The organism is Cohnella silvisoli, assembly GCF_021190915.1.
Taxonomy (GTDB): Bacteria; Bacillota; Bacilli; order Paenibacillales; family Paenibacillaceae; genus Cohnella; species Cohnella silvisoli.
Genome location: NZ_JAIOAP010000002.1, coordinates 667,246 through 694,095, shown reverse-complemented (window position 1 = coordinate 694,095; position 26,850 = coordinate 667,246). Strand labels below are relative to the sequence as shown.

15 protein-coding genes and 1 pseudogene are annotated in these 26,850 nt (G+C 49.8%); 12 read left to right on the top strand and 4 right to left on the bottom strand.

Annotation, left to right across the window (positions count from 1 at the left end):
• Window positions 1-119 precede the first annotated feature (119 nt).
• The 6 genes from K7P76_RS06750 (at window position 120) to K7P76_RS06725 (ending at window position 10,695) form a co-directional block, all read left to right on the top strand.
• Window positions 120-3,650: a discoidin domain-containing protein gene (locus K7P76_RS06750; protein ID WP_232184409.1), complete on the top strand. Its 3,531-nt coding sequence runs from the start codon at window positions 120-122 to the stop codon at window positions 3,648-3,650.
• 116 nt (window positions 3,651-3,766) lie between these two features.
• On the top strand, window positions 3,767-5,677 hold the full coding sequence (locus K7P76_RS06745) for a sensor histidine kinase (RefSeq protein ID WP_232184407.1): 1,911 nt from the start codon (window positions 3,767-3,769) through the stop codon (window positions 5,675-5,677).
• Between the two features lie 4 nt (window positions 5,678-5,681).
• Window positions 5,682-7,289, top strand: coding sequence for a response regulator (locus K7P76_RS06740; protein ID WP_232184405.1), 1,608 nt, complete (start codon window positions 5,682-5,684; stop codon window positions 7,287-7,289).
• A gap of 109 nt (window positions 7,290-7,398) precedes the next feature.
• On the top strand, window positions 7,399-8,784 hold the full coding sequence (locus tag K7P76_RS06735; protein WP_232184403.1) for an ABC transporter substrate-binding protein: 1,386 nt from the start codon (window positions 7,399-7,401) through the stop codon (window positions 8,782-8,784).
• 187 nt (window positions 8,785-8,971) lie between these two features.
• Window positions 8,972-9,862 carry a carbohydrate ABC transporter permease gene (locus K7P76_RS06730; protein ID WP_232184402.1) on the top strand — a complete coding sequence of 297 codons (891 nt, stop codon included), beginning with the start codon at window positions 8,972-8,974 and terminating at the stop codon, window positions 9,860-9,862.
• On the top strand, window positions 9,862-10,695 hold the full coding sequence (locus K7P76_RS06725) for a carbohydrate ABC transporter permease (protein WP_232184401.1): 834 nt from the start codon (window positions 9,862-9,864) through the stop codon (window positions 10,693-10,695). Before K7P76_RS06730 ends, K7P76_RS06725 begins: the two co-directional genes overlap by 1 nt.
• 61 nt (window positions 10,696-10,756) lie before the next feature.
• Here K7P76_RS06725 and K7P76_RS33635 read toward each other — a convergent pair.
• Window positions 10,757-10,912: pseudogene (locus K7P76_RS33635) on the bottom strand (aldo/keto reductase); the annotation flags it as partial.
• A gap of 240 nt (window positions 10,913-11,152) precedes the next feature.
• Between K7P76_RS33635 and K7P76_RS06715 the strand changes: the two are divergent.
• Both K7P76_RS06715 and K7P76_RS06710 read left to right on the top strand, forming a co-directional pair.
• On the top strand, window positions 11,153-14,368 hold the full coding sequence (locus tag K7P76_RS06715; protein WP_232184400.1) for a glycosyl hydrolase: 3,216 nt from the start codon (window positions 11,153-11,155) through the stop codon (window positions 14,366-14,368).
• 18 nt (window positions 14,369-14,386) lie between these two features.
• On the top strand, window positions 14,387-15,517 hold the full coding sequence (locus K7P76_RS06710; protein ID WP_232184399.1) for a glycosyltransferase WbsX family protein: 1,131 nt from the start codon (window positions 14,387-14,389) through the stop codon (window positions 15,515-15,517).
• Between the two features lie 8 nt (window positions 15,518-15,525).
• Here the strand turns inward: K7P76_RS06710 and K7P76_RS06705 are convergent, their stop codons facing one another.
• The 3 genes from K7P76_RS06705 to K7P76_RS06695 are packed head-to-tail and all read right to left on the bottom strand — an operon-like array spanning window position 15,526 to window position 19,877.
• Window positions 15,526-16,425 (bottom strand): helix-turn-helix transcriptional regulator, encoded by a 900-nt coding sequence (locus tag K7P76_RS06705; RefSeq protein WP_232184398.1) that lies wholly within the window; start codon window positions 16,423-16,425, stop codon window positions 15,526-15,528.
• Between the two features lie 2 nt (window positions 16,426-16,427).
• Window positions 16,428-18,068, bottom strand: coding sequence for a response regulator (locus K7P76_RS06700; protein WP_232184397.1), 1,641 nt, complete (start codon window positions 18,066-18,068; stop codon window positions 16,428-16,430).
• Window positions 18,069-18,089: 21 nt separating this feature from the next.
• Window positions 18,090-19,877 (bottom strand): cache domain-containing sensor histidine kinase, encoded by a 1,788-nt coding sequence (locus K7P76_RS06695; protein WP_232184396.1) that lies wholly within the window; start codon window positions 19,875-19,877, stop codon window positions 18,090-18,092.
• A 212-nt stretch (window positions 19,878-20,089) separates the two neighbouring features.
• On the opposite strand from K7P76_RS06695, the gene K7P76_RS06690 reads away from it, so the two are divergent.
• From K7P76_RS06690 to K7P76_RS06675, 4 genes are all read left to right on the top strand, one after another.
• Window positions 20,090-21,448, top strand: a complete 1,359-nt coding sequence (locus K7P76_RS06690; protein WP_232184395.1) for an ABC transporter substrate-binding protein — start codon at window positions 20,090-20,092, stop codon at window positions 21,446-21,448.
• Between the two features lie 74 nt (window positions 21,449-21,522).
• The gene (locus tag K7P76_RS06685) at window positions 21,523-22,401 is read left to right on the top strand and encodes a carbohydrate ABC transporter permease (RefSeq protein ID WP_232184394.1); all 879 of its coding nucleotides are present in this window, start codon (window positions 21,523-21,525) and stop codon (window positions 22,399-22,401) included.
• Window positions 22,401-23,228: a carbohydrate ABC transporter permease gene (locus K7P76_RS06680; RefSeq protein ID WP_232184393.1), complete on the top strand. Its 828-nt coding sequence runs from the start codon at window positions 22,401-22,403 to the stop codon at window positions 23,226-23,228. Before K7P76_RS06685 ends, K7P76_RS06680 begins: the two co-directional genes overlap by 1 nt.
• Before the next feature lie 46 nt (window positions 23,229-23,274).
• Window positions 23,275-26,778 (top strand): discoidin domain-containing protein, encoded by a 3,504-nt coding sequence (locus K7P76_RS06675; protein ID WP_232184392.1) that lies wholly within the window; start codon window positions 23,275-23,277, stop codon window positions 26,776-26,778.
• Window positions 26,779-26,850 lie beyond the last annotated feature (72 nt).

Sequence of the window (26,850 nt, the reverse complement as noted above, 5' to 3'; positions counted from 1 at the left end):
TAACCATGATTTTCTATAATGAAAAAGGAAGACCGGATTGCATTAAAAAAGGGGGAGGCGAAGAAACGAAATAAAGCTGTTTGTGAAAGCGTATTCAAATCAAAAGGAGATGGTAATCGATGAAGAAGTTCATATCGGCCTTGTTGATGAGCGCACTTCTATTAAGCAGCGCAGGCGTAAGTTTGTTTTCGTTTGTCGCGAAGACGCATGCCGCGTACACTCCGAATATTAACCCGAGTCCCTCGATCCCTCAGGACGATGTTGTGGTCTTTACCGAGAACGTAGTGGATTTCGGCGCGGTGCCGAACAATACGGCGGTGGACAACACAACGGCGTTCCAGAACGCGATCGACGAAGCTTATAACAACGGGGGCGGTATCGTATACGTTCCCGCAGGGAAGTGGACGTTAAGCGGAACGCTGGTGCTGAAAAGAAAGGTTACTCTCCGCGGCGAGTGGCGCAACCCGGATATCGCGGGGAACGAACCGGCTTTAGGCACGATTTTGTCCACGACGGCTAACCAGAACAACCCGGGCGGAGCGCCGTTCATCAAGGTCGCTTCCAATGCCGGAGTCAAAAATCTAAGCATTTGGTACCCTAATCAAAGTTTCTCCAGCCCGTCGGCTTATCCGTACACGATCTCGGAAGGGATATTCGATGCCGAGGACACTCGCCATCACGGCTTCTTCGTCGTAAACGTAACGCTGTACAATTCTTATAAAGGGATCGAAACGGGACCGGGTTTAGAACAGTCACAGGAACCCCTCATTAAAAACGTCATGATGACGGCTTTGAATACCGGCGTGCACCAGACGAACGATTGGAACTTCGGCAATACCGAGAGCGTGCATATTTCCTCCAAGTACTGGATGAACTCGGCGTTAACCGGATCGCCTTCTACACCTGCCGACCAAAGTACCCTGATCAGCTATTTGCGCTCCAACGTGACGGGAGTTCTGCTTGATGGTCATATGGACGGGTTGAACTTGTACGATATTCGGGTCGAGGACGCGAATATTGGCCTTGACGTCTCGGTTCGGTGGTCGCACATCACGAACGTGACCTTGAATAACGTGAATACGGGTGCCTATTATCACGTAGGAGATGGGAACGCCACCGGAAATTCCTTGGTCGGAGGGACGATCAACGTACTGCCGGGCACGAATACAAGCGGAATTAAAATGACGAATTACGGTCCCGTGCTCATTCAGGGGATTACGATAGGCGGAACGCCGACGAACGGCGTTAACTTCGATTCGAACGCCGCTACGTTGAATTTAATGAAGATGACCTTTACTAATTGGACGGACTATGCGGTTAAGGTCAATCAGGGCAGCGCCTTGATCCATGCCTCGGCTTTTAACAAGAATGCTCCGCATCTGCTCTTGAACAGCTCGGTGAAGGCGGCTTCCATTCTCGGAAATACGTTTGTCGGCACTCCTGCGATCTCTTACACTCCTTCGGCGCAAATCAAGATCGATCATACGAGCCTGGGCATACCGAGTTTACCTTCGATCACTGCGAGTTATAGCTTGATGACCGAGAGAAAACCGGCAAATCCGGCGAACTTCTACAATATTACGACTTATGGCGCGGTTAGCGGAACCTCCAATCCGTCGACGGACAATACTACGGCGATTCAGAACGCCTTGAACGCGGCTTCTGCCGCGGGCGGCGGAACCGTATTTATTCCCGCGGGATATTGGATGGTAAAGGGACAGCTTACCGTTCCTACCGGCGTAGAGCTGAGAGGGGTGGCCGAAGCGACTTCCATGGGAGATAACCGGGGATCGACGTTATTCTCCTACGCCAACGCAGGCAATCCAGGAGGCGCGCCTTTTATCACCATGAACGCATCGAGCGGCTTAAGAGGAATCAATGTCTATTATCCGGACATGGGAACGAGCCGTACGACGCAATATCCGTATACGATCAAAGGCAATGGCAACGGAATTTGGATCCGGGATATTCGGATGGTGAATTCCTGGAACGGCATCGATTTCGCGACGGTTCGTTCAGACAACTTCGAGTTCTCGGGCATATCGGGGAATGTCAGAAACACGGCTATATTCGTAAGCAAAGGCTCAACAGGCGGCAAAATGGAAAACCTGATGCAGGCTTGGACGGGCGAAGGAGCAGAGAGCGCGGCGCTTGCATTCCCGAACAACACCTATCGCAACAATCTGTCTTTCGCCAGCACCGCGTTTCCGATTAAGCTTGGCAATACGTCGAATATTACCGGATTGCAGTTGACCGTTTATTTGCCGGATACGTCCGTAGATTCTCAAGCGGCAGGCATCCGATTCGTTAACGACGGGGGACTGACCAACAACTTCACCTGTATCACTTGCCAGACGGATGCTTCTCCGTTCGTAAGAATCGACGATGCGGGAACGCTTAATTTCGTTGATCAAGGCGGAACGCAGTACGGCGGCGTGGCGGCGTCCACCTTCACCGGCACGGCAAATTTCTTCGGACTAAGGCACTCCGATCATGGAACTTATTTTACGGTGAACGGCGGGACGGTTAACCATTATCAAGTGATTATGTCGAAGGAAGCGATTACTGCCCAATTGAATGGCGGAACAGCGAATATTTATGGGTTATTCCTTGGCAACCAAGCTCCTTATACGTCGTTTAACGTCGGCGCGGGAATTACGGCAGCCAAAATCGTGGGCTCCGGAGGCTATGGAGGAATCGGAATAACGAATAGCGCCGGTTCCAACCTAGTTCTAACGAATAATATCGATACGAACTACGCGCCGATAACGGCAACGGCAACCAGCTCCGTCGAAAACGCCGATTGGGGAATCGCGAAGGCTATCGATGGGAATTCAAACAGCGTAAGCGGCGCGATGGGCTGGTCCAGCAACAATAGCCTGACGACGAACCATACGGAATCGATCACTTTGGATTTGGCTTCCGCCAAATCGGTCGGAAGAGTCGATTTGTACCCTCGGAATGACGGCGTAAACACGGGTTATGGATTCCCCGTTAACTTCACGATTCAAGTGTCGACGAATGGAACGACTTGGAGCACGGCGGTTACGAGAACCGGATACGCTCTGCCGGGAAATGCGGTTCAGAGCTTCACGTTCACGCCTCAGGCGGCCCGCTACGTGAAAATCGAAGGGACGAGTTTAAGGACAAATCCGAACGACGGCAATCTGTATCGCATGCAGTTTGCCGAAATTAACCCTTATGCGATTACCGCAGTTTCCTCAACGAGCTCCGTAGAGGATGCCAATTGGGGCAATTCCAGAATGATGGATGGCAACACGAGCAGCATCGGCGGCTCGATGGGCTGGTCGACGGACAGCAACCTCTTCGCGAACCATACGGAATCGGTCACCTTGGACTTGGGTGCTAGCAAATCGATCGGCAATGTCAATTTATATCCACGTAACGACGGCGTCGATACCGGATATGGATTCCCGGTCGATTTCACGATCCAGGTGTCGGCGAACGGAACGACCTGGAGTACGGTGGTTACGAGAACGGGCTACGCGAAACCGGGAATTGCGGTTCAAAGCTTTACGTTCGCCGCCATATCCGCCCGATACGTAAAAATCGAAGGGACGAATTTGCGAACGAATCCGAATGACGGCAACCGATATCGCATGCAGTTTGCGGAAGCTGTCGTTTATTGATTAGAACGACGTATAACCAAGTGGCTGTTAAGGCTTTCCTTAACGGCCACTTGGCATATGCCGATTCCGCGATTTCTGCTAGACTGTGATTATTCACATGGAGAGGGGGAGGAAGCTTGCTGTCCAAACCGATCGCGAACATAGCCAAGACTGCCAGGTATCGCCTTTCGGCTGCATGGGACAAACTGTCCGGCATCAGTCTGTTCTATAAATTTTTCTACGGCATAATCGTCATTGTACTGCTCGTCTTATCCGTGTCCAGTATCGCCTCCTACCTCTATTTTCAGAAAGTGCTGGAAAGGCAATCCCTCGATTCGACGGCCCGTCTCGCCCATAACATCAACATGGGCTTTGCCGATAATCTCGATCAAATCGACCGCATCATCATGTCGATTCACGCGGAGGCCGACAATTACGGGAACGGGCTCAGCATGAGGGAAATTCTGTCTTCCGAAGGGTTCGGGAGCACCTTGGAGCAATACGAGGCTTTGCAGGTGATGCAAGGATTTTTCCAAAGGCTGCTTAACCTAAGAAAAGATTTCAATAGTCTATATATTTACGTGTCCCCGATTAAGCAGTTTTCCTATGCGGCATACGGTTCGAATATTCTCGATTATGATCCGAAGAGCCAGGAGTGGTATCGCCAGACGGTGCAAGCGGACGGGCGAACCGTCATTTTCGCGCCGCACCGTCCCTTTCAACTTACCTATAATCGCGACGTCATCTCGTTTTCCCGAGTGCTTAAAGGGATTAGCAGCGACCGGATGGACGTGGCGGACGGCGTCATCTTGATCGACTTGTCCACTGAAGCGCTTCATCATATTATCGAGAATGCAGGTTTGGATCCAAAGACGGGCGTGCTGTTGCTGGATAAGGCGGGCCAAGTCGTATTTTCCGAATCGGTGATGCTTGCGGGAGGTTTAAACGACCGCGTCATGCGGCAAATCCGGGATAACGGTCCGAGCGGGTCGTTCGTGGCCGATGTGGATGGAGTAAAATATTTGTTGTCTTACAGCACGCTGCAGGTGACCGGGTGGAAGTCCATTACCTTGACGCCTTATACGCAGCTTACCCAGGTGGGCAAAAACCTGCTCGCTTTCGATTTGATCCTCGGGTTGGTGGCGCTCGGTTTGACGGTGATGATCGCTTTCTTGTTTTCGAGGAAAATTTTCAAGCCTATCTTCGAGCTGAAAAGAGGGATGAAGCAAGTTAAGCAGGGGAATTTCGGCGTACGCCTCGCTCCGGCTTCAAGCGATGAACTCGGCCAACTCGCGATTAGCTTCAACAGTATGACGAGTACGATCAAGTCGCTTATCGTGGAAAATTACGAGGAGCAGCTTGCCCGGAAAAACGCGGAATTTAATTACTTGCAATCGCAGATCAATCCGCATTTCATTTACAATACACTCCAAATCATTAGCGGGATGGCTTCGGTCTATAAGGCGCAGGAAATTCATGCGGTAACGAAAAGCTTAGGCAAAATGCTTCGTTACAGTATCGACTTGAAGCGGAGCACCGTTTCATTCCGCGAAGAAATCGATAACGTCATCTGTTATATGGATATCCAGAAGCTCCGGTTTCGCGGCTTTTTCGATTACGAGCTTAACATCGAGGACAGTGTGTATGAACAGACTTCCATCAAGCTTATCCTCCAGCCTATCGTCGAAAATGCAATCGTCCATGGGATCGAACCGAGAGCGGAAGGCGGACGCGTGAGAATAACCGGAAGAATAACGGAAGACCGCGTCATCATTGAAATCATAGATAATGGTGTGGGAATATCCGATGAGCAATGCCGGACACTGATGGAAACGATCGGCAGCCAATCGAAATCGGCGCAGGCGCAAGAAGGCTCGCTCGATATGGGCGTTATTTTGAAAAAAGGAAATTCGATCGGTTTACGGAACATCGACCAGCGAATCAAGATGATATTCGGCGAACAATACGGACTTACGATCGACAGCATAGAAAACGAGTGGACGCGAGTCGTGATGGAAATGCCTATCCGACCGATACATGGGGGATGAAACAATGCTTTTGCGAGTGCTTATCGTGGATGATGAAGAATGGACGCGCATTAGCTTGAGAGAACAGGTCGATTGGAGCGCGCTCGGCATGGAAATCGCAGGGGAAGCCCGCAATGGGGAACTTGCGCTTGAAGCCATTGCCCGAGTGGTTCCCCACATCGTCATTACGGATATTCGAATGCCGGCGATGGACGGATTGAAATTAATGGAACAAACGCGCAAATCTTATCCGAGCGTGCTTTTCATTATGCTTAGCGGCTACTCGGAATTCGAATATGCAAGGCAAGCGGTTATGCTTCAGGCATTCGATTACGTATTGAAGCCGATCGACGAGGAGCAATTGACGGAGACGCTGAGGCGTGCCGCGCTCAAGCTCGACGCGGATAAGTCATTCCGCAACGAATGGGTCGAATTGAATAAGAAAGCGAACGAAGCCGGGCCGCTGACGAAAGAACGGTTGCTTACGCAAGCGGTGTTGGAGGCAGGCGAGGCGCAGCTCTTGGCTGCAGGCTTGCTGGACCGCAACGGACTTTCGCGATTCGGCGATTCGGTCTCGGTGCTCGTTCTTGAAGCGGACAATTTTATAGAGGTGGCCGCAAACAAGTATTTAGGCGATGGCGAGCTCACGAGTTTCGTGCTCGGAAACTTATTGGCAGAGCTGTTCTCAAGCCGCGAAGACGCCGTTTTTTTCCGAAAATACGGGGAGCGCAACGAATTCATCATCCTGCTTTCGGCAGAACAACCGTCGGTTATGTCTAGCATTCTTGCCGCGATGGATCAAGCGGAACGTCTATTGCCCTTTCGACTATCCGGCGGAATCGGCAGAAGTTGCTCCAGTCTGCGCGATTTGCCTTCAAGCTACGTCCAAGCCATCGAAGCTCTTCGCAACGCGAAGCTCGCAGGTTTAGGTTCATTGGTTCTCTTTGACCAATTGGATGTCAGGCGCTCTTATGAGTACCCGGTGGGGAAGGAAAAGGCATTGTTAACTTATATCGAGAACGGTTATAAGGATCAGGCGCAACAGCTTATCGCGGATTTGACCCGGGAGTGGGAGACAAGCCCGGACATTCATCCGTCGAGTATTCGCCATACGGCTCTCGAGCTGACGTTAAGTCTGCGCAAAATCGTCCGGAAGCACCATGCTGAATTGGAGAAGGTGCTTGGCGAGGAGGATCTAGCCGCTTTGATCCGTTATCGGATTCGATCGATTCCGCAAATGAGGGATTGGTTGCTGCAGGCGACGGCATCCGTCATGTCGTTCCTTGAAGACGCGACGAAGATCGGCGCTAAGAAAGCCGTAGGAGATATCGCGAAGTATATGCTAGAGCATTACGGAGAAGAGATTTCGCTGAACGGCGTCGCCGATACTTTCCATCTGAATTCCGCTTATTTATCGCGGATATTCAAGCAGGAGATGGGCCAAACCTTTAACGATTTCTTAAGTCACGTGCGCATGGAAGCTGCCGGCAAGCTATTGGCCGACGAATCGCTCAAGATCCATGACATTGCCCCGATTGTCGGTTACGATAACGTCTCTTATTTCATGAAGAAGTTCAAGGAGCATTTCGGCATCACCCCTTCCGAATACCGGAGAGGTACGAGCGGAAAGTAAAAATAGTGGAACCGAATCAGTCAATTTCGTTGAATGTCTATCCTAATCAGGGACCCTATAATAAAACTTGCAAGAGAGAGCGTGCTTCTAATCATAGGGAGGGTTTTTATTGAACAAGAAATGGGCTTCAATCGGTTTCGTTATCCTTTTGACTATCGGATTGTTGACGGCATGTGGATCGAATTCGAATTCGGATTCGTCCTCTTCTCCATCCGCAAGCGCGGCATCGGATACTCCGGTTGCCTCCGAATCTACCGCGGCATCCGAGTCTCCTGCCGCATCCGAGAGCAAAGCCGCGAATCTAGGTTATCTGACTTGGGCTTATTCGGATCGCACCAGCTCTACGGACGCTTTGATCAAGGATCTGAAGGACAAGTTCAATATTACGATCGACATGCAGAACGTACCGACCGATCAATATGCCACTACTTTAAAAACAAAGTTGGCATCTGCTGACTTGCCTGATTTGGTCATGATTCACGGGTTGGACAAGGCGCTATATTCCAACGGGGAGAAGCTTACGGTCGATGCCTCTCAATTCGCCGACCTGTCGGATTTGAAATCGATTGCCGAATTCCTTCCTTCCGTCATCGAAGACCGGAAGAAGAACAAGGAAGGCAAGCTGTATTACGTGCCGATCTCGACTAACGCTCTCGGCGTCCTGTATAACAAAAAGGTGTTCGCCGACAACGGAATCGCGGTTCCTACGAACATCGACGAATTTATCGCCGCCAGCGAGAAGTTGAAGGCAGCCAAAATTACGCCGATCGCGGCAGGTTACAAAGATGCGTGGACAACTCAGATTATTCCGTTCATCGCCTTCGGTCAGTACGTGAACGGCAAGGACATGAGCACCCGCGAGAAGCTGGCTGACGGCTCGCTTAAATACTCGGACATCAAGGACGACGTTACGAAAGTTTTGAACGTGCAGCAGGATTGGGCGGCTAAAGGGTATTTCCAAGACAACTTCCTCGGCACCGACATTAACGTTGCCAGCCAGATGGTCGCAACGGGCAAAGCGGCGATGCTGATCAACGGAACGTGGCAGCTGGGCGCCATTCAAGGCGCGAACCCGGATGCGGAAATCGGATTTTTCCCGCTTCCGCTAAACGCTGCGGGAGAGAAAACGATCGTTCCGACTTCCGCGGACGAAGGAATACTCATTAACGCGAAGTCGAAAGATTTGGATGCGGCCAAGCAAGCGATGGATTACTACCTGAGCGCGGAAAACCAAACCCGGGTCATCGCCGATTTGAACGGCATTCCGACGAATACGAAAGTGCAAGTAAGCAACCCGTTCGTGAAGGAAGTGCAAGCTTCCATGGCCGCTAATGCCGTACAACCCGATTGGTGGGGCGGCAACGGAAATTACCAACCGCCGGGAACGACTTTCGCCATGGATAAGGAATTGCAGAACCTCGTGGCCAAGGGCATCACGATCGATCAATTCATCAAGGATTATGACACGGCAAATGCGAAAGCCCTTAATAAATAATGACGATTAGAAGGAAGGGGCTGTCCATAAGGTCTGAGAAGACCAGCGGGGCAGCCCCTGAATCTTTGAAATGCGACTCGTGCTTCTTATGCACCTAGTCTGGCTCGATGAAGGCACTATTTTGGCCTTGAACTTATACGACTTATGAAATAGCCCCTGCCATTTTGGGTGGAAAGGACAACACGGCATGGAGAGAAAACGAAGGAAACTCAAGGCAGAACTGAAGTGGGCATCCTTTCTGGTTCCTGCATTAATGTTTTACTTGGCGTTTTATTTGCTTCCGACGCTAAGCTCCGGCTATTATTCCTTGACGGATTGGGACGGAGTGAAGAGCCGTTTCATCGGATTGGACAATTATAGAGAGATGCTGAATGACCGGATGATCGTGGCCTCCTTCCGCAATACGCTGCTCTATACGGTAGGAATTACCGTCCTTCAGAACGGAATCGGCTTGCTTGCGGCATTGCTTCTCGTCCGTAAGTTCAGAGGCGTAAACGCGATGCGGACGATGATTTTCATGCCTTACATTTTCAGTACCTTGCTGATCGGTTACGTATGGGGATTTATTCTCGAGCCGAACATCGGAATCGTCAATAACGTTTTGGACGCGTTACATCTCGGGGAGCTTAAGCAAGGATGGCTCAGCGAACCCAGCCTTGCCCGTTGGATGATCGTTCTCGTGACGGTATGGCAGTGCCTCGGTTATTCCATGGTCATCTTTATCGCCGGACTGCAAGGGATTCCGAAAGATTTGTATGAATGCGGAGATTTGGACGGTGCGATCGGATGGCGAAGGTTCTGGAATATTACCTTTCCGCTTATCGCTCCGGCCTTCACGATAAACGTAATTCTTTGCCTGATCGGCGACTTGCAGCTCTTTAACCAGATCTTCGCGTTAACCGGGGGCGGTCCGGGATATTCGACCGAGTCGATTGCCACGATGATCTATCATCTCGGGTTCGGAAACGGCGTTCGCTGGGGTTACGGCTCGGCGTTGTCGGTGACATTGTTCGTGAGCATCCTTGCGTTAACGACCGTTATGGTCACTTTTCTTCGCAGAAGAGAGGTGGAGCTATAATGTTAACCCGCGTATCGCCTCTTGGCGGCTATATCGGCAAGTTGCTTTTATGGTGCAGTTGCATTCTGTTCATCTACCCAATCCTCCTCGTATTCCTATCGTCGGTCAAAACCAAAAGCGAACTGGCTCTTCGCCCGTTCGGCTTTCCCGAACATTGGACGACGGAATCGTTCGCAAAGGCGCTGCGTACGATGAACTATGGCCGATCGCTGCTGAATACGTCTTTGATCGCTTTCGTGTCCGTCGCTTGCGTAGTTATTATGGCTTCTATGGCCGCTTACGCGATTTCCCGTAAAAATAACCGGTTGTACAACGGGGTGTATTTGCTCTTCATCGCGGGAATGATCGTTCCGTTCCAGATGGCCATGATCCCGCTGTACAAAGTGTTGACGGCGCTTGATCTGATCAATACGTATCAAGGCGTTATCTTCATTTATCTCGGCTCGCTAACCCCGTTCTCGGTATTCGTGCTGAGCGGCTTCGTCAAAGGGGTGCCGAAGGAGCTGGAAGAAGCGGCCAGCATTGACGGAAGCGGCGTGTATTCCACGTTCTTCCGCATTGTTCTCCCCTTGCTGAAGCCGGCTATGACGACGATCATCGTCTTGAATTTATTCACGGTTTGGAATGACTTTCTTATGCCGATGCTTTACTTGTCGGACAGCAAGAAGGCGACGATCACGGTAAAATTATCCGCTTTCCAAGGAATGTACTTCAACGATTGGTCATTGATCTTCGCGGGGGTGTGCTTGATCGTAACGCCTATGCTGATCGTATATTTGTTCGCCCAGAGATACATCATTAGCGGTATTACGGCGGGTGCGATAAAAGGGTAACCCGCAAAAAACAAATCCCCCTCTGCTTAGCCTTCTTGGCTAGCTAAGGGGGATTGTTTTATTAAAAATCGATGTTGTCCGGATCCGGGCCGACCCGACGCAGAATGACTTGGGCAACCGATTTACCATGTTTATCCGCAATTTCTTTGAGCACCGGATTGTCTAACAATTGACCTTGCATTAACGGGAAATAAGGATGAAATTCAACTTGGTGCTGGAGGATATTATTCTTAATAACCTTTCGCCTGTAGAGAAATAGGCTGAGCTCTAACGTAATAGAGCTAGAAAGAGGCTATCTCAGAAGGTCTAAAAGACTTGGGGAATAGCCTCATTCCATTTTAAAAGAAAACCTGTGGAAATTGTATAAAGGAGATGGGGAAAAGCCAAATACGCCGTCCGGCCGATTTGTTAAGTTGGAGAAGTAAAAGATTGTAATTCCGACCGGAGGCGACTTTACATGACAGTAAATCATTATGACTTCAAGAAACCGTTCCAGCAGCCGTCCGCCGAATTTCGTCCGGCGCCCTTGTGGGTATGGAACGATGAGATGAATCCTGACCAAATCCGTAAGCAGCTTCAGAATTTCGCCGGGCATGGCTTCGGAGGGGCGTTCGTCCATCCCCGTCCGGGGCTAATTACTGAATATTTGTCCGACGAGTGGTTCGAACTGTGGGGAGAAGCGCTCAAGGAAGCGGAGCGGCTCGGAATGAAGCTATACATTTACGACGAGAACTCCTACCCTTCGGGATTCGCGGGAGGCCACGTTCCATCGGAACTGCCGGATTGTCTGGCTAACTCCGTTCAATTTATAGAATTGGACCTTGCCGCCGCCAAAGCGTACGGAAGCGCATCGTCCCCGATGTTGAACCGCCCGGGGCATCCGATCCGGGCTTTTGCCGTAAAGGCTGCCGGGAACGGGACGGAGTGGGAGGTCGTTCAAGACGTTACTTTATTGTCGGCATCGGAGTGGGAGCGTTATAGCAACCGCTTCTGGATCTTTGAGCTGGGGACTCCGGAAACGAACAGTTGGCTCGGCGGGTTCGCCTATGCCGATTTGCTGCGGCCGGAAGTGACCGAGAGGTTTCTTCAGACGACACATGAGCAATATCGACAACACTTCGGCGACCGTTTCGGGAAATCGATTCCTGCCTTGTTCACGGATGAACCGGAGATTTCTCCCGGAAACTTGTTTCAGGAAGGGGATAAATTTCTTCCGTACAGCTTCTGGTTTGCTGCGGAATTCGAACGCCGCCACGGCTACGATCTCCGGGATTATTTGCCCTGCCTATTCCGGGATGCGGTCATGAAGGGGCTTCCTTTTGCTGCGCAAAAAGTGCGGTACGACTATTACAGTACGATCCATACCTTGTGGACCGACAATTCGGTAAGGCCGATTTCGGAATGGTGCGAACGGCATGGTATAGCCTACACCGGGCATTACTTGGAGCACAATTGGCCGCATCCGTTCCACCGTGCGTCACCGGCAGTCATGTCAATGTATGAATACATGCATTGGCCGGGCATCGATATGTTGATGACTAAATTGCTTAATCCTGAACATGCGGCAGAAGACCATTTTCTCGCTAACGAATCCTTGTTAATGCTAGGCATTCGCGAGGCTCACAGCGCGGCGAACCAGTTCGATCGTCCACGGGTTTTGTGCGAAGCCTATGGAGCCGGAGGATGGGATTCCTCCTTCGAGGATTACAAGCGGATCGGCGACTGGCTGTTCGTCCATGGAATTAATTTCCTTAATCCGCACTTGTCCTATTCTACCATTGTCGGAGCGCGCAAACGGGATCATCCGCAGTCGTTCGATTGGCGGCAGCCTTGGTGGGAGGAATTCGGCGCAATGAACGATTATTTCGGCCGTTTGTCGTATGCGCTCTCCCAAGGAAAAACGGTCAACCGGATTCTTCTGCTTAATACGACGACGTCTTCATTTCTTTTCACTCCGCACGACTATGAGAATAACGAGTTTTACAAGCGCGGAATCTCCGATACGGTAAGGCTGGCTCAGCGGCTCTGCGACAGCCAATGGGACTACGACTGGGGAGACGAATTTATTATTGAACGGCATGGATCGGCTGTAAACGGCGGTCTTGCCGTCGGCGCTCGAACCTATGATCTGGTGATCATCCCCCCGGGAGTCATACAAGTGAAACGAAGGACGATTGAACTTCTGCAAAATTATATGGATCAAGGAGGCAAGGTTTTAAGCCTTTGCAAAACATTGGAGCGGGTGGAAGGAGAATGTTTCGACGCACAACAATTGTTAGGGCATGACAACTGGTTGGACATCTCCGGCTTCGAAGAGCTTGATACGGAAATCAGGCGATCGGTCGCACCGAGAACGGAATGGGTTTCGGGTCGAAACGAATTCGCCGGTGTGGGCTGCTTGCAAAGGGTATGGGCCGACGGCAGCGTTGTTTATTTTCTCGTCAACAGCAGGCCGGAACCGATAGAGGATGTTCTGATCCTGGCTGGCGAAACAGCCGAGGTTTGGGACCCGCTGACGGGAACAATCCGTCCTGCAGAAATACAAGCCTCATCAGGCGGCCGTTTGGAAATTCCGTTCCGGATGAACGGTTCCGGCTCGCTGTTAATTCGTGTGACAAAGGATGGCGGTACCATAGAACAGGCTGGGTCCGGTTCCATCAACAGCACTGATCCATTTGCGGTGGAAAATGCATCGGAATTGGCGTTGAAAGTGACCGCGACGACGGTAACTCCCGATCGGGGCAACGTATTGCCTCTCTTGTACTGCGATGTCGTTATCGGTTCGAAAACCTATCGGAACATCAATACTTTGAATGCCGCGCGTCTCGCTTTCGAACATCATGGCTTCGAGACGAATCCATGGGATAACGCTGTGCAGTTCAAGAGGCGACTCCTCGACCGCAACCGGATGTTCGACGACCGATCCGGAGTAACGATCGATTACCGATTCCATATTCGCGAAGGGGCGCTTCCATCCGTCATGGCTTTGATCGTAGAACGGCCCGAGCTGTACCGGATTTCGGTTAACGGGAAGCCCCTCCCGATAGAACCGGGCACTTCTTGGTTGGACCACAATATGGGTGAGGCCGACATACGCTCTTCCGTTCGAATCGGGGAAAACATAGTGCGTCTTGAGGCGAAGCCGTTTTCGGTATTAATGGAAATCGAGCCTGTTTACGTGACGGGGGAATTTTCGGTCGAAGAGGAAGAAGGACGGTGGGTGATCGGTCCAAGCCGCGCGATGAAGATTGGTTCTTGGGGTGAACTGGGCTACCCGTTCTATGGGTCTGCGATGACCTATTGCAAGAAAGTTAAGATAGAACAATCGGTACGGGCCGCTGAAATCGTTCTCCCCGACTGGTGCGGTACGATTGCCTCGGTTACGATTAATGGGCAAAATGCGGGGTTGATCGGCATGGAACGTCATAATCGATTGGACATCACCGCGTGCATCCTTCCTGGTGAAGACAACGATATTGCTGTACGGGTATGCGGCAGCTTCAAGAACCTGTTGGGTCCGCACTTCGATGCTGATAAACCGAGGAATGTCGCTTGGCCGGGCAACTGGAAGAAGGCTCCGATATACGGTCCGCCTTCATCGGATGCTTATGATTTGATTGATTACGGTTTGTTCCGGGATTTCGATGTAGAGGTTCGACACACATTTGAGTAGAAGGGTAGGAATTAGCTCATGACTCAATATGAAACGGCTGTTTACTATTTTCCTAATTACCATAGGGATATCCGCAACGAACGCTGGCACGGCGAAGGCTGGACGGAATGGGAGTTGGTTAAGCGGGCTGAGCCCAAGTTTCCCGGCCATAACCAACCGAAGGTGCCGTTATGGGGATACGAAGACGAAGCCGATCCGGCCGTGATGGCCAGGAAAATCGATGCGGCAGCCGATCATGGCATTTCCGCCTTCATATTCGATTGGTACTGGTACGAGGACGGCCCCTTTTTGGAACGCGCCTTGGATGAAGGGTTCCTGAATGCGCCCAACAACGAGCGTTTGAAGTTTTCCATTATGTGGGCTAATCATGACTGGCAGGACATCCACCCGGCCCAAAGAAGCACGCCCCACAACACGCAAGCAATCGGGAAAGTAAGCGAGAAGTCTTTCATCGAAGCTACCGATCATATGATTCGACGATATTTCTCGCATCCGTCTTATTGGAGAGTAAATGGCGGCTTATACGTATCCATTTACGAAATTCACAGCTTGATTTCGGGGCTCGGCGGAATCGGGGAAACGGCGCGTATTCTAGCGGAGTTCAGGGAGCGCGTTCGAACTGCCGGACTTGGAGAATTGCATCTGAACGTCGTTGTATGGGGGCTTCAAATATTGCCGTCCGAGCAAAAAGTCGAGAATGTAAACGAGGTGCTCGATCAGATTGGGTTCGATAGCATTACGTCGTATGTGTGGATTCACCATCAGCCGCTCGAGCGTTTCCCGGAAAATGACTTTGCGCTCATTTCTGAGCGATCCTATCAGGATTACGAAAAATTTACCGGGGAATATAAGCTGCCCTACTTCCCGAACGTCACGATGGGGTGGGACGCGAGCCCGAGAACGGTTCAATCCGAGAAGTTCGACAATATCGGGTACCCGTATATGCCGATGATTACGAACAATTCGCCGCAGCAATTCGAGAAAGCACTCGTCGCGGTTAAGCATTTTCTTGACCGAGGTCAGACAAATCCTCCCGTCTTCACGATTAACGCATGGAACGAATGGACGGAAGGAAGCTATCTGGAGCCGGACACGGTCAATGGAATGGGTTACCTGGAAGCCATTCGCAATGTGTTCGGTGCAAAGTAATCTCTCGTTTAACTTTCCTCTGAATGCATGCGATACTGGGAGGGAGAAAGGCCGGTCATCTTTTTGAAGTTGTGCGAGAAGTAATGGACGCTGCCGTAGCCGAGCGTTTCGGCGATGTTAACGAGTTTCTCGCCCGTCAGAAGCATTCTTTTCGCCTGCTTGGCTCTCTCGTTCATGAGGAACGCCTTAGGTGGTTGACCGATCAACCGTCCGAATAAATCAGCGAAGTAAGTTGGATGGTATCCACACATCTTCGCGAGCTGCGGGATAGACCAATGAATGCCCGGATTTAACCGAATCGCCTCCAAAGCGGGGGCGATTTTGCGGCGTTCGGAATCAAACGGAACTTCCTGAATTCTCAGCCTCACGATACTCGCGATTAGGGCCATCATCTGCGATCTAAGAACGAATTCGTAGCCGGAATCCTGCTCTCGGTATTCGACTACGATCGAACCGAAAATCGGTTCAAGAGAAGGAGCTTTAAACCGATGAGGGAGGCGGACCGTCCGTCCGTTATCCAGGCCGATGTCATATGAAACCGGATGCCTCGACATATCCCGGGGATAGCAGTTTTCGATGCCTGGAACAGGGTGTCGGGGCATGGTGTCCTCGGTATTCCAGTCAAAATGAATGCTGCAGTATGTCGTTTCCTTGGAAATGGTCAGCATATGAGGGCTGTTCGATCCGTAATAGGCGCAGTTCCCAGATTCCAGCACGAATTGATCGGGTCCCAGCGAGATTTCGATAGCGCCGCTGACGACATAAAGCAATTGGCAGTCCGGAATCGTCCGGGGTCCCCATACATGGCCGATTGTTTTGGAGGAACGTTCGGCGTAATTGACACGCGGCTTCAGGTCTCTTAACTCTCCCAAATGAATGAGCATGTCTGACGTTGCCCTTTCTCCCATTCTTATTCCTCCGTCCGAATGTTGTGAATCGTTCTGAATTTGTATTCGCTGGGCGTGAAACCAGTATGCCTCTTGAATACTTTGGAGAAATATTTCTCGTCGTTAAAGCCGACAAGCCGGGCAATTTCATTCGTTTTCCGGGTTCCCTCGAGCAAATATTGCTTGGCTTTGGAAATCCGCAGCTGGATCAGATAGTCGAGGAAATTAATCCCCGTTTCCTTCTTGAACTCCCGGCTCAAGTATTCGGAACTGATATGAAGATGGGTGGCGACCTGGTCGAGACTGATGTCCGAATGATAATGATTGGTCATATAAGCTTTGGCAAGATCCATCAGTTTCTTCGTGCTGCGAAGCGACAGCCGGCTGATGGAGTCGAAACAACGTTCGATTAAAGCTTGAAACCACGAGACGGTCGCATCGAGGCTTTCGAGTTCATTTACTTGCGTATATAGGAAAAACTCATCCTCGAAAACTGTTTCAGGATCGATCGACAATTGCCGTAAAATGTTCTGAAGCATCAAGAGCAGCTGGTAGTTGAACCCTCTTAAATCGTCCATTTCGAAAGCGAACGGTTCATAAAAAGGGGCATAGCTGTCCACGATGAATTGCAGCGCCGCATCGCGATTAAACGCATCGAAACAGTCCTGAAGCACATGCGCAGCTTTGAGATCGGGAGAAAGCGGTTTTTTGTTTCCCTTGGGAGCGGAAGTGCAGGCATAGATACCTCCCCGCTGCCGGACCATTCTCTGGGCATATGCCCGTTTGGCTGCAGCATATGAGTGGGGGACCGAGTAAAGGTCGTGTTCCAGAGAACCGATACCGATGGTGACTGTCCCCTTGGTATAAGCTCGTACGGCATGCTGAATTGTCTCGCAAATGCCGACTAGCTCCTTGTGGCAGGCAGACGGGTCCGTTGGATCGAAGTGCAAAAGAAAACCCGCTTTATCCTCCTCCGCCGTGAACAGGTAAACAGCGAAACCTGCCTCTGTCAGAATTTCCATCGCGATATTTTCCAGACCGTAAACGAGCAATTCCTTGTCCTGCGTTTTCCATCCGCCGTTTCCGGAGAAAACATCGAGCTCCGCGATCAGAACGCAGAAGGCACCAGCATCAGAAGTCCCGAAATGGATATCGTACTGTTTTAATCTTTTGGATACATAGACCTCGTCCGTCACCATTCCTTTGACGATTTCCAGGATGAAGTGCTTCCGAAGCGCCAGTGTACCTTGATTCAATTGAATTTGGATGCGGATTTCATGATCCTGCAGCGTTCTCTTCTTGGTGATTTCTTGCAGAGCATCGGCTAGCACGGATTGCAAATCGATGGCTTGCACCGGTTTCAGCAAATACGAGAAGGCACCCAGCTTAATCGCATGCTGGGCATATTCAAACAGGTCATATCCGCTTAGCAGCACGAAGAGAATATTTTTGTCCTGTTTGCGGATTTGCTCCAACAGTTCGATTCCGCTCATGCGCGGCATGCGGATATCGGAAATGATGATATCGATTCGTTCCTGTTCCGTCAGCGCCAAGGCGGTCTGTCCATCTTCCGCCGTCCGTATATCTTTGAAACCGCTGTGCCTGAGCATGGATACGATAGATTGGCGAATCTCGATTTCATCTTCGACGATTAGAATTTTCATGTTGGACGCTCCTTGTGTTATCTAAGGATGAATGCCGGGCAAAATGATCTTTACCGTTGTGAATTTGTCCGGTTTGCTGCTTACTTTGATGCCGAATGCCGGGCCGAAATGCAGCTTGATACGCGAATTGACATTAATCATTCCAATATGGCCGTCTTCTTTGAATATGGCGTCCCGATTATGACTCATCGCTTCGTTTAAAACCTGAACCCGTTGTTCCGTCATTCCCCGGCCGTTGTCGAAGATGTAGATGACCGTATGCTCCCCGGTTGATTTGGCAGAAATATGGATTTCACCGCTCATCTTCTCTTCAAGACCATGACGGATGGCGTTCTCGACAAGCGGCTGCAACGTCAGACGCGGCAATTCGTAGCTCCGCAGAGATTCATCAATATCGTATACGATTTTGTATTTGCCTTTGAACCGCGTTTCAAGCAGGTACAAATATTTGCGGATGTGGGCGATTTCATCGCTGAGCGCAACCAGATGCCGGCCCTGATTCAAGCTGTATCTGAAAATCTCGGCCAGATTCTGAACCATGTTGGATGCGGTGTCATAATCATGGTTGTCGATGATCGCTTTGGTCGAATACAGCGTGTTATACAGGAAATGAGGGTTGATCTGACTTTGGAGCGCGTCGAATTCCGATTGCTTGCGAAGAAGATTCGCTTCGTATTTCTCATGTATCAAGCTGCCGACGTTTTCCGCCATTTTATTAAAAGCGGCATTGATCTGCGCAAGTTCATGCTTTCCTCTGACTGTAACGCGCGTATCGAAGTGTCCTTTCTCCAGCTTGCGGAAGGATGACATCAATTTGCGCAGCGGCTTCACGATCATATACGCGACAACTATCGAGATGATGAAAATGATAATCGCAATGATAATAAGCATGACAATGGAAATATCTTTGAGAAACAAGCTTTTCTTCTGCAACTCGCTCAGGGGCAGCAACGAAATCACTTGAAATCCGTATTGGGAAGGTTTACTGGAAATCAGAAGCAGTTGCTTGTCGCTGATCCGGATCATGGAGTTTGCTCCTGCTTTCGACTTGTTAGCATCCAGCAACGCCTCTTTGGTGGCTTCATCCAGCTTGATATTCGAATAAATCAAGTTACCGGTTTTACTAATAATGGCGATTTGTTCGTCTTCCTGAAGGTTGATTTTGGCGACATCGTTAAAGAAATGATCCACATTCTGATCCACGAGCAGAACGCCGACCGACTGATTGATAGAGTAGTCTATTATCGATTGCGAGACGGAGATGACGTTGATCTTGTTCTCGTTAAAGATAAAGTCGTTCGTATGCGGATCCAGAAAATAAGGCGCCCCATTCAGCTTTAACGTCTCTTTAAACCAGTTTTCATCCGCTACCGTACCGAGCACCGAATTTTTCCCTTGAACATTGATGGCGTATTTAACATCGCCTTTCGAATCAATTAGCGTAATGCCGTTCAGCTTGCTGTTCATTTGCAATAACGCGAGAAAATATTTGTCCATTCGTTCTTTGACTTCGAAATATTGATCGCTGTAAGCCAGCGCGGATGGACCTAGAAAATAGTTGATTTCCTTGCTGATCAGGAATAAGGCGGAGGATTGCTTCTGCAGGGCCAGCATATTCTCATCGATGTTGCGGATCATTTGCGCTGTTACATTTTCCTTATACTTGATGTAGTCCGCTTCGACGTTCGCTGCCGAGAGCTTGTAAGAGATGAGACCGTAAATAAAAAGGGGAAAAGAGATAACCAGAACATAGATGATGAACAACCGGAATGCCATTGTATTCTTGAACAAATCTGTTATTTTGAACAAAACAATCTCCCCGATTAAAGATATTTTGGTTTAATTATCATAACACGGCATTCGTTTATTTTCGTGACCGCTGGATATTCTCGTCAATAAATTACTCCCAATATCAATTATTTTAACCTGTTTCCAACCCGGCAGGGTGTCTATAATTTGAATTGTAATGATCATTACAAGCGCTTACAAATATCGGCTTCAAGAAAAGGGAGGCAGCAATTTTGTTGAAAAAGATGGGGGTACAACTGTTTGCCTGTTTGTTGATCGTGAGTTTGATTGCCGGTTGCGGCTCCAACTCCAATACTTCGTCTTCGCCGGAGAAGACGAATGAAGCTTCTAGCAGCGGCACCCCGGCGGAGAGCGGCACTGCCGAATCCAAGAACGACGAAGCGTTCACGATTACGGTTTCAAGTTGGAACTTGGCCGATGAGCCTTTGGGGATCGTTAAGGCTTACCGGGAAACATTCGAAGCGATTTATAAGGAAAAATATCCGAATGCAAAAATCGAATATCTCAACACGCCGAGCGATAAGTACTTTGATGTATTAAAAGCCCAGATGGCTTCAGCGTCTGCAGCGGATGTCGTTCAATTGCAATGGACGCAAATTCCGTTGTTCGCCAAAGCCGGATACCTCACGGATTTGTCGGACATGCCATTTGTCGCCAGCATCGATGGTTCAGCCAAGATCCAGTCGACTTATAAAGGCGCAATCTACGCCGCACCGTTCGATATCTCAACGAACGGGGTGTGGTACAACAGAAAGCTGTTCGCCGACAACAATATGACGCCTCCCAAATCATGGGATGAGCTTCTGCAAATAGCGGAAACTTTCAAAACGCAAGGAATTACGCCTTTTGCCGGCGGGTTTAAGGACGGATGGGTGGCCGGCATGACGGTCAGCGTATTCACTCCGAACGAATATGGCAGCGACTCGTTTGAATTGGATGTGTACAACGGCAAGAAAAAAGTCAACGGACCTGAAATTCAAGCTGCCTTTCAGAAGCTTCAGTTGTTGTATGAGAAAGGTTACTTCGGGCCGGATGCGTTGAGCAACGGCTGGGATTTGCAAAGAAAACTGTTCGAAGACGGCAAAGCGGCGATGATTATACACGGTTCTTACATTGCCGGGCTTGTAAACAGCGAGATGAAGGATAAGGGCGGAATGGAAACGGGATTTTTCGCCCTGCCGCACGACAAAGGAGGGCCTGTATTAAGCGTCGGATCAGGCGTGTTAACCGCCGTTAACGCCAAGACCAAAGATGTTCAGCGGGCTAAAGACCTAGTCACAGCTATGTACGATCCTAAAGCACAAATCGTCAGAGACAAGGATTCGGGAACTTTCCCGGCGATGAAAGGGATCGATATCGATTACAAGGAAATTGGCAACAAGGATTTCCTGCAAGTTGTGGGATCGACCAAATCGGTCATTGCCGGACGGTATTTGCCTCCGTCCACCGGGGATATATTCACCAAAATCTTTACGAAAATATTGGCCGGCAAGAAGTTTGAACCAAAGTGGTTGGACGAAGTGGATCGAGCGCTCGAGCAGGACAAAGCACTGATTAATCCACCGGAGTAACAAGGAAAAGGATGCAGCGGCAGACGTACATGTTGCTGCATCCTTTGTTATACAACTTGAGAGCAGGTGCTGTTGTGCATAAAGGCATAAAGAATTTTTTAGTGGAAATTTTGTTCGTAGCGCCGACGTTATTGCTGTTTCTAATTTTCGTCATTTGGCCGTTCATCGGTTCCTTATATTATTCCATGACGCAATGGGACGGGTTTTCGCAGCCGGTGTTTATCGGATTCGACAATTTTACGAGGCTGTTCTATGAAGAAAGCTTCTGGATTGCTTTGAAGAATACGCTCATCTTTGCGCTGACCGGATTAGTGATTGGCAATGGACTTAGTCTGCTTCTAGCGCTCGCTTTAAACCGGACGGGCAAAATGCAAAAGGTGCTCAGAACGATATTTTATCTTCCCGGAGTCGTTAGCTTTATTACGATGTCTATCGTATGGACGCTGATCTATCATTATAACGGTTCTATTAATCAAGTTCTGCGGTCGCTCGGCCTCGGATCGCTCGCGAGCGAATGGCTGGGCAATTACGACACCGTCATACCCGCATTGGTCGTGATCATGATTTGGGGCGGAGTAGGCTTCGGCATTATCGTCTTTCTGGCCGGCTTGAATTCCATTCCTTCCGAATTGTACGAAGCCGCGCAAATCGATGGAGCCGGTCCGGTAGCCAAATTCAAATATATAACGTTTCCGCTATTGATGCCATCGATTACACTGGTGACTTTCCTAGGGCTTTCGTCGACGCTGCGCGTTTTCGATCTGCCTTTTATTATGACGAACGGGGGGCCCGGGGACGCTTCTAACACGCTGGCCATGATCATTTACAGACAGGCGTTCACTTATTATAACTACGGCTATGCGACAGCAGGGGGAATTGTATTGTTCCTGTTCGTAGCGATCGTATCCCTTCTGCAAATGAGAGCGACACGAAGCAGGGAGGTTCAAGTGTAATGAGAAGCGCACTTGCAGGAAAGCTCGCCGTACAGCTGATAACTTATATTCTGGCATTCCTATTTTTGATTCCGTTTGTTCTGTTTTTCCTGAATACTTTCAAGGACAAAGACCATTTATTCGAAATTTTCTATATGCCCAACTTGCTGAATTGGGATAATTACATTCGCATGTTTCAAAACTCCAATTTCTTTGCGTCAATCGGGCTAACGATTACGATTTGTTTTTTTACGCTGCTTTTCATCGTTGTTTTATCTTCCATGGCCGGATATATGATCGGCCGTTCCCGGAGAAAACCGATCCGCATGATCTATTATTTATTTGCCGGCGGGATCATTATTCCAACGCAGATGAGCATGATTCCGGTATATAAAATAGGGGTTGCCACACATTTGATCAACACGATGCCGTTTCTGATCATCCTCTATGTTGCGGGCGGCTCCGTCTTTGCCTCGTTATTTTACGCCGGCTTTATCAAGTCGATCCCGGAGGCGCTGGAAGAATCGGCTTTTATCGACGGCTGCGGCCGCTTCGAGACTTTCGTCAAAATCATATTTCCGCTGATGGCGCCTGCCTCGGCCACAATCGTTACGACAACGATTTACTGGTATTGGAACGATTTCTCCGGTCCTTTGATTTACTTGAATTCCAGCGAGGTCAGCACCCTGATGATGACGATCTACAAATTTATGGGCACCAACAACACCGTGGATTGGGGACCCGTGTACGCCTTATGCATGGTTTCCGCCCTTCCGATGATTTTGTTCTTTCTGTTTACCCAAAATTTCTTGTTGAAGGGACTGGTTGTCGGCTCCGTGAAGGGTTAGCCCGCCCGCGTTCTTCGAAAATCACTACTAAATGGAGGGATTCGAAGTGTACAAGAAATGGTTCATGCTCATTGGCGGGTTGTTTCTGTTTATCGTGCTTGGCATCGTGGTCAATGCGGAAACGACGCACGCGGCCACTTATTATGTGAGTACTTCCGGTAACGACGGCAATAACGGGACTAGTACCTCTACGCCATGGAAAACCCTTTCCAAAGTTTCCGGTATAACTTTCGCTGCGGACGATCAGATTTTGCTGAAAAGCGGCGATACGTGGAATAACGAAACGTTGACGCTGCATGGAAGCGGGACGGCCGTAAATCCGATCCTTCTTTCCTCCTACGGTACGGGAGCGAGACCGCATATCAGCCCCAATACCGTTGACAGCATCTGCATCAAGATGGACGGGCTGCAAGGCTGGGAAATTACCAATCTGGAGCTCAGCCATGCTTGGGAAGGGATCGAGCTCACGTACGATCATTCCTACAATAATGATTACATTTGGATCGAAAATATTTATTTCCATGATATGGATCATTCCAAGAACAGCATGACCGCAGCCAAGCTGACGCCGGAACAGTTGAATGCCTATTGGGACTGGAGTCAATCCTCGACCGGGGTTACGATCAAGGCATCGGTCGATAAGGGTTCGCTGCTCCACCACAATCAACCGGTCGTTCTGAAAAATTTTACGCTTAAAAACAGCACCTTTTATAATGTGGATGTATCGTTCAGCGGGATCGGTCCGATTCACCGGGGTTTCTATTACGGTTGGGAGGATGCCGGACGAATTGACGGTCTGTTGATCGAGAACTGCGTCACGGAAAAAGGCGGAATATTCGGTTACAGCCTGGAATTTATCGACAACGGTCTGGTGAAAAATGTTACGACGGACGACACCGGCTTTGAATATGTCCGTTACGGGGGAACGGCTTTTCTTGTCGCTTATTCGAATAATGTGACGTTCGACGGGATAAGGGCATCCAACGCCCAGAGACATCCGGACGTAGGGTTTGACGGCTGCGGCTTTGATTTCGAAGGCGGCAACAACAATGTTAAGCTGATCAACAGCACTTTTGTTGGAATTGACGCTTATGCGGTGCTCGTTACTTACAATATCCATTGGCCCAATAAGAACATTACGATCGCCAACAATACGTTCGTCGACTGGTCAAGAGATTATCCTTACAAAACCGGAGCGATCCACTATTATTTCGAAGAAGGATTAAAGCCTCTTGGCACGATCAGCAATAACAAGTTTGTTTCCTATGATTCGACACTCCCCGATTATGATTGCGGCAATAATGATAACTGCACCACGTTGCCGACCATTTTGTCCTATTTTACTGTATCTAATAATACCCGGACCAACATCACCCCCATTTCCCAAGGAAAGCCGGCGACGGCCTCGTCCGGGACAGCCGCGAACGCGGTGGATGGCAATGAGGCGACGAATTGGGGCGCTACCGGGCCTTCTTTTCCTCAATATTTGCAAGTCGATCTCGGCCAACCGGAGAAGCTGGCTTTCATTAAACAGATTACGAAAGTGGACAAGCTCAGACAGAAAGACCGGTACAAAACTCATCAGGCGATGACACGGTATTATTATAAAATCGAAGGCTCGAACGATAACGTGAGTTGGGATGTTGTGCTTGATAAAACGATTGAGGGCACTAATATTGATCGTTTAACCGACGCTGTGAGAGGGACCTACAGATACGTCAAGCTGACGGTGACCGGCTCAAATGATGGGAATTGGGCAGGACTCAAAGAGTTTCAAGTGTATAAATATTCATCCCCGGACGTTAATCTGGCACTTGGAGCGACAACGACGGCTTCTTCCACCTATAGCGACCCTAATTATTCGTCCGCTTATCTGGTGGACGGCGACAATAATAATGCGGTGTGGAAAGGCTGGTCCAACGCGGCGAGCGGGCTGCCGGCAACAGTGGAAATCGATTTCGGTGCGAACAAAACCTACAATCGGGTAGAGCTGTATTCGAAGAAGGACTGGGAGCAGAAGGGGTTTATTCTGCAATATTATAATGGCACGCAGTGGGTGAACATCATTCCGGAGGTAAAGGGCAACCGGATGGATCATCTGACTTATTCGTTTCCTGCCGTCACTAGCTCCAAATTCAGGGTGTATATGAATGATGGGAATGTGCAGCAGGACGGCTTTGCGCGGTTAAGCGAGATTGAGATTTATAATGATCCAACGCCGCCCGCACAGCCTTCGATACCGCTTCAGCCTTATGGCTATTCCGAACGTTTCCCTTCGTTTATTGAAGCTGAGGATTTCGATCTCGGCGGGGGAGGAATCGGGTATCATGACACCGGCAGTTCGAACAGCGGCGGTCAGTATCGAACCGGCGAAGGTGTGGACATAGGGGCGAGTGCCGATACGGGCGGCGGCTATGAAGTGATATCTACGGCTAACGGAGAGTGGATGAAGTATTCCGCCATCGTGTTCAGCGGCAAATACGATATTACGCTGCGCGCCAAAGGCCTGACGGGCGCCGGTAGCGTCAAGCTCTGGCTTGACGGCATTTTGCTGGGCACATTTAATCCGCCCGCCAATAACGTCTGGTCGGATGTCACCTTGAACAATGTGGATGTGACGGGAGGACATAAAGTGATCAAGCTGGAAATCGTTGGCGGGAATGTGAACCTGAACTGGCTCCGGTTTGATAATTCTTACGTCAAAACATGGGAGTTCAATACGAACGGGGATACGGAAGGATGGACTACTCCCAATATCGCTTCGTTCACGACAGCCGGAGGATCGCTTAACGGGACGCTGACCAACAGCGATCCGCAGATGCTTTCTCCGGATAATCTGGCAACGAATATTACAACTAATAAGACGATATCGATCAAACTGAAAAATGGAACCGCGGGCAAGAAAGCGAAAGTGTTTTTTACAACCACATCGGATTCGACGTTTAATGAAACCAAATCCAAGGAATTCGATTTGAATCCGAACACCGCCGTATTTTCGGAATACAGCATCAATATGGGCGATGTGCCTGGGTGGACAGGCACCCTTAAACAGCTGCGCATCGATCCCGTCAACGACTTGACAAGCTCAGGAACTTTCAGCGTAGATCAGGTGAGGGTCATTAACGGTTCTTACTCCTGGCCGTCACACCTAGCAGTGGGGGGGACAGCCTCGGCTTCAACTACGGATACCGCAAACGGTTATGCGGCTTCCAAAGTCATCGACGATGCGGCGACAACCGATTTCAACGGCTGGGCAAGCGCAAGCACGACGATGCCGCAATGGGTTCAGGTCGATTTCGGAGAGAACAAAACGTTCGGCCGTGTCGATCTCTATACGACGAGTGGATATGAATTGCGAGGTTATCAAATTCAGTATTGGAACGGAACCGCTTGGGTGGATTGCTTCCCTGCCGTGACAGGCAATACGCAAGCGATCCGGGTTCATACTTTTACTCCGGTGACGGGCTCCAAGGTACGGGTTTACTGTAACCAAGGGGATGCGGGAAGCGGTTTTGCCAGGGTAAATGAAATAAGGGTGTTGTCCAACTAACTCCCTTGGTATTACGGAAACCGGCAGCACTGCTGTCGGTTTTCTTTTGTAGTCAAGCATAAACGGTTGTAA

Coding starts and splice junctions, on each gene's coding strand:
- K7P76_RS06705 (WP_232184398.1), bottom strand. CDS start 16,425: ATGGGAGAAAGGGCAACGTCAGACATGCTCATTCATTTGGGAGAGTTA.
- K7P76_RS06730 (WP_232184402.1), top strand. CDS start 8,972: ATGGAGAGAAAACGAAGGAAACTCAAGGCAGAACTGAAGTGGGCATCC.
- K7P76_RS06710 (WP_232184399.1), top strand. CDS start 14,387: ATGACTCAATATGAAACGGCTGTTTACTATTTTCCTAATTACCATAGG.
- K7P76_RS06740 (WP_232184405.1), top strand. CDS start 5,682: ATGCTTTTGCGAGTGCTTATCGTGGATGATGAAGAATGGACGCGCATT.
- K7P76_RS06700 (WP_232184397.1), bottom strand. CDS start 18,068: ATGAAAATTCTAATCGTCGAAGATGAAATCGAGATTCGCCAATCTATC.
- K7P76_RS06750 (WP_232184409.1), top strand. CDS start 120: ATGAAGAAGTTCATATCGGCCTTGTTGATGAGCGCACTTCTATTAAGC.
- K7P76_RS06680 (WP_232184393.1), top strand. CDS start 22,401: ATGAGAAGCGCACTTGCAGGAAAGCTCGCCGTACAGCTGATAACTTAT.
- K7P76_RS06725 (WP_232184401.1), top strand. CDS start 9,862: ATGTTAACCCGCGTATCGCCTCTTGGCGGCTATATCGGCAAGTTGCTT.
- K7P76_RS06715 (WP_232184400.1), top strand. CDS start 11,153: ATGACAGTAAATCATTATGACTTCAAGAAACCGTTCCAGCAGCCGTCC.